The sequence below is a fragment of the Candidatus Thermoplasmatota archaeon genome, assembly GCA_030018475.1.
In the GTDB taxonomy this organism is placed as follows: Archaea; Thermoplasmatota; JASEFT01; order JASEFT01; family JASEFT01; genus JASEFT01.
In genome coordinates this window covers 1-3,729 of sequence record JASEFT010000077.1, presented here as the reverse complement: position 1 = coordinate 3,729, position 3,729 = coordinate 1, and the positions used below count along the sequence as shown (strand labels likewise).

Sequence of the window (3,729 nt, the reverse complement as noted above, 5' to 3'; positions counted from 1 at the left end):
ATAACGGCATGCAAGAAAGCAGGGGTTAAAGACTTTATAATTGTTGTTGGCTATCGCGGGGAGCAGGTTCGAGAATATTTTGGAGACGGAAAAAAACTCAATGTGAAAATAGAATATGCAGAGCAGAAAAAGCAGTTGGGCACAGCAAATGCACTCAAACAAGCAGAAAAATTTGTGAAAGACTCATTCCTATGCTTGTCACCGGATAGCTTAATAAGCTCGCAAGTTTTAAAAAAGCTGTGCAAGCAGAAACCTTTAACCATTTGCATAAAAGAAGTGCCATGTGCTAAAGAGCTTGGAGTCGTTAAAGTCAGAGGTAACAAAATTTTAGAAATTTCAGAAAAGGTAGAGGAAGGAAAAGCTCTCGTCAATTTAGGCACTTATCTGCTCGACCCTGTAATATTCGATGCTATAAGAAAAACTCAGCTTTCAGAGCGCTACGAATACGAGCTTACTGAAGCGCTGAACATACTAATACGCGAAGGGCACAGACTAACTGCTCAAAAGATAAAAGAAGTCTGGCTTGATATTGCTACGCCAATTAGCCTGCTCAAGGCGAACGAGCTTGTATTAAAAAATCTGAGAGGGGAGTGCAAAGGTGAAGTTGAAAGATATGCAACTCTCAAAGGAAATGTGTCTGTTGGGAGCGGTACGATAATAACAAGTGGCTCCTATATTATAGGGCCTGTGATTATAGGCAAAAATTGCGAAATAGGCCCAAATTGTTTTATCAGACCTTTCAGCTCGATAGGTAATAATGTAAGGATCGGAAACGGCGTTGAGATTAAAAATTCCATCATAATGGATAATACCAAGATAGGGCATTTGAGTTATGTTGGAGACTCTATAATAGGCAGAAATTGTAATTTTGGCGCTGGCACAGTTATAGCAAATCTGAGATTTGATAGGAAAAACGTGCCAATAATTATTAGAGGAGAGAAAGCTGACTCAGGGCTAAAAAAGCTTGGAGTAATAATGGGCGATAATGTACAGACTGGTATAAATGTTAGTATAGACCCTGGGACAGTTATTTGTGAAAATGCAACTATTCTGCCGCATGCTTTTGTTTCTGGGTGGATAAAGCAGAACTCCTGCGTTGGCTGATTTTTAATTTAAAGCAATCAAAAATCAAGTCTGCATTGTTAGGTTCAATATATCTCAGTCCAATCCCACTAATCTCCGCACTTGAAAGCATCTCGTCATAAACAAATACATTTAATCCCATTTTAGTCAAAAGTTTAGCCAAAGCAAGATTTCTGCTGTTATACAATTCCTTTACGCCCTCTCTAAAAGTTATCCCTTTTAGGCATATTTTGACCTTATTTAACGTTTTGTCGATTTTACTACACGCCAATACAATCTTTTCAGCCCAGTAGGTTATCTGCTCATCATTTATTTCTCTTGAAGTCAGCAGTAATCTGGCATAACTAAATTTCTCTCTTTTTTCCATCTCTTTAATCAAAAACCATGGGTATATTGGAATACAATGCCCACCTACACCAGTAGAAGGTAAATGAATGTGACAATACTGATGACTCGCAAACTCACGCGCCTCATAAAAATCAATAGATAATTCATTTGCAATTTTAAATAGCTCGTTTGCAAGTGCAATATTTACATCTCTATAGCATCCTTCTATAATCTTTATGAACTCAGCGACCCTTGCAGATGAAACTAAATGCAAGTTTGGAATGATTTTTTATAAAATTCTAAAGCTTTCGCACCGCTTTCGTTATTCACTCCGCCGATGACTTTAGGGAACTCTTTCAACCTAGAAATACTGTAGCCGGTCATGATTCTCTCAGGCGAATATGCAAGGTAGAACTCGCCATTTTCTAATGATAATCTGCTCTCTTCTTCAAGCCATTTTTTGCCAAGTGTTTCTGTAGTCGTAGGCGGCACAGTGGTTTCTAAAATAACCATCGCACCTTTTTTTAAAATCTTGCCTATGTTTCTAAAAGCGCTTTCTAGTAAGCTGAAATCAGCCTCGAATGTCTCAGTTACATATAACGGAACTGTGATAATAAGCACATCACAATCTTTTGCATCTTTATATCTTGATGTTGCAATAAATTTCTTTCTGCAGTGTCTCTTAATAAGTTCACTCAAACCTTTTTCTTCAGGTATTGGATTTTTTCCACTGTTTATCATTTTACATCTGTTTTCGTCTGTATCGATACCAATGACATCAAAGCCGCTGTCTGCAGCAACCGCGGCTAAAGGTAAACCAGCTTTTCCTAACCCAATTACTGCGATCATATTCTTTTCCTTATCTCCTCACAAATCCTAAGCGCGCTTCCAAAGCCTAAATCTGCGGTAAATGAAAACAGACTAACGTAAGCAAGTCCGAACCCGATAATACCTAAAGCGCTAGCGCCCATGCAGCGAGCTATGAAAAATATCCCTATGTAGCCTATTATAGCTGATAGGATATTAAATATCAAAGCTGACTTTCTAGCAATCATTTCTTCGTATGAAAAATGAGCGAAGAGATTTAAATATTTGCCTATAGATTTCTCCAGCCTATACCCAAATAAGTGATGCCTTTCTTGATTAACTTTTCAGGGCTATCAAAAGTTCTCCTTCCATCAATAATAACAGGTTTTCTCATTGCCTTAAAATCGTTGGCGCTCAAGCTCTTAAACTCGTCCCAAGCTGTTTGGATTATGCAAGCATCTACATTTCTTAACGCAGCTCTCGCACTCTTCGCATACACAATGTTTTTATTCCTAATAAGTTTCTTAAAATTTTCCATAGCCATTGGGTCATAGGCAACAATTTTAGCGCCTTTCCTTAAAAGCTCTTTAGCAATAGGCAACGCTCTAGTCTCTCTTACATCGTCAGTTTCAGGCTTGAATGCAAGCCCTAATAGTAGTATCTTTTTATTTTTTAAATTACCAAGTGCTCTCTCTGCAAGCTCTGTAACTCTCAAGGGTTGAGCTTCATTTATATCTAAAACAGAGCTGAGTAATTTTGGATCGTAGTTTTTTGCTCTTGCAGCTGAGAATATAGCTTTTAAATCTTTAGGAAAACAAGAGCCTCCAAAACCAGCGCCTGCATTAAGGAAATAAGGTGAAATTCTTTTGTCAAGTCCTACGCCTTTCATTACTTCATATACATCCACATTAAATTTCTCGCATATATTTGCAAACTCGTTTGCAAAAGTTATTTTAGTTGCTAAGAAAGCATTGCTTGCGTATTTTATCATTTCTGCAGTTCTTAAATTTGTTCTTAACTTTGGACAGCGAAAATTTTTGTAGAGCCGCATCAGTGTATTTCCGCTTTTCTCATCATATTCTCCAATCACAATTCTATCCGGCTGCAGAGCATCTTCTACAGCAGAGCCTTCTTTTAGAAATTCAGGGTTCATGCAAAGCCCGAAATCTTTTCCTGCTTTTTTGCCTGAATATTTTTCAAGCAAAGGAAGAATGACATTTTCTGTTGTTAGAGGAATTACACTGCTCTTTACTACAACTACATGATATCCTCCTTTTCTCTTTAGCGCAAACCCAATCTCTTTTGCACATTCTTTTATATATTTTAAATTAATTGCGCCTGTCTTCAAGCTTGGCGTGCCAACACAAATAAAAGAAATATCGCTTGCTTTTACAACCTCAATTACATTAGTTGAATACTCAAGCAACCCATTCATTCTAACTTTTCCAATCAGCTCCTTTAACCCAGGCTCATAAAAAGGAATGAGCCCCTTTATGAGCACTTCAATTTTAT

The 3,729-nt window shown here is 37.6% G+C and carries 5 protein-coding genes; 1 reads left to right on the top strand and 4 read right to left on the bottom strand.

What is annotated here, in order from left to right; genetic code table 11:
• On the top strand, positions 1-1,104 hold a 1,104-nt coding region (locus QMD21_07375; protein MDI6856582.1), incomplete at its 5' end, for a sugar phosphate nucleotidyltransferase.
• Here QMD21_07375 and QMD21_07370 read toward each other — a convergent pair.
• The 4 genes from QMD21_07370 to QMD21_07355 all read right to left on the bottom strand — a co-directional run.
• Positions 1,046-1,684, bottom strand: coding sequence for a hypothetical protein (locus QMD21_07370; GenBank protein MDI6856581.1), 639 nt, complete (start codon positions 1,682-1,684; stop codon positions 1,046-1,048). The genes QMD21_07375 and QMD21_07370 overlap by 59 nt on opposite strands.
• Positions 1,675-2,259 (bottom strand): NAD(P)-binding domain-containing protein, encoded by a 585-nt coding sequence (locus QMD21_07365; GenBank protein ID MDI6856580.1) that lies wholly within the window; start codon positions 2,257-2,259, stop codon positions 1,675-1,677. Before QMD21_07365 ends, QMD21_07370 begins: the two co-directional genes overlap by 10 nt.
• Positions 2,256-2,465, bottom strand: coding sequence for a hypothetical protein (locus QMD21_07360; protein MDI6856579.1), 210 nt, complete (start codon positions 2,463-2,465; stop codon positions 2,256-2,258). Before QMD21_07360 ends, QMD21_07365 begins: the two co-directional genes overlap by 4 nt.
• 41 nt (positions 2,466-2,506) lie before the next feature.
• Positions 2,507-3,729: UDP-glucose/GDP-mannose dehydrogenase family protein (locus QMD21_07355; protein ID MDI6856578.1), on the bottom strand; the 1,223-nt coding region annotated here is incomplete at its 5' end.

Excerpts from the sequence above, each read along its gene's own strand:
- QMD21_07365 (MDI6856580.1), bottom strand. The coding sequence starts at position 2,259 with ATGATCGCAGTAATTGGGTTAGGAAAAGCTGGTTTACCTTTAGCCGCG.
- QMD21_07360 (MDI6856579.1), bottom strand. The coding sequence starts at position 2,465 with ATGATTGCTAGAAAGTCAGCTTTGATATTTAATATCCTATCAGCTATA.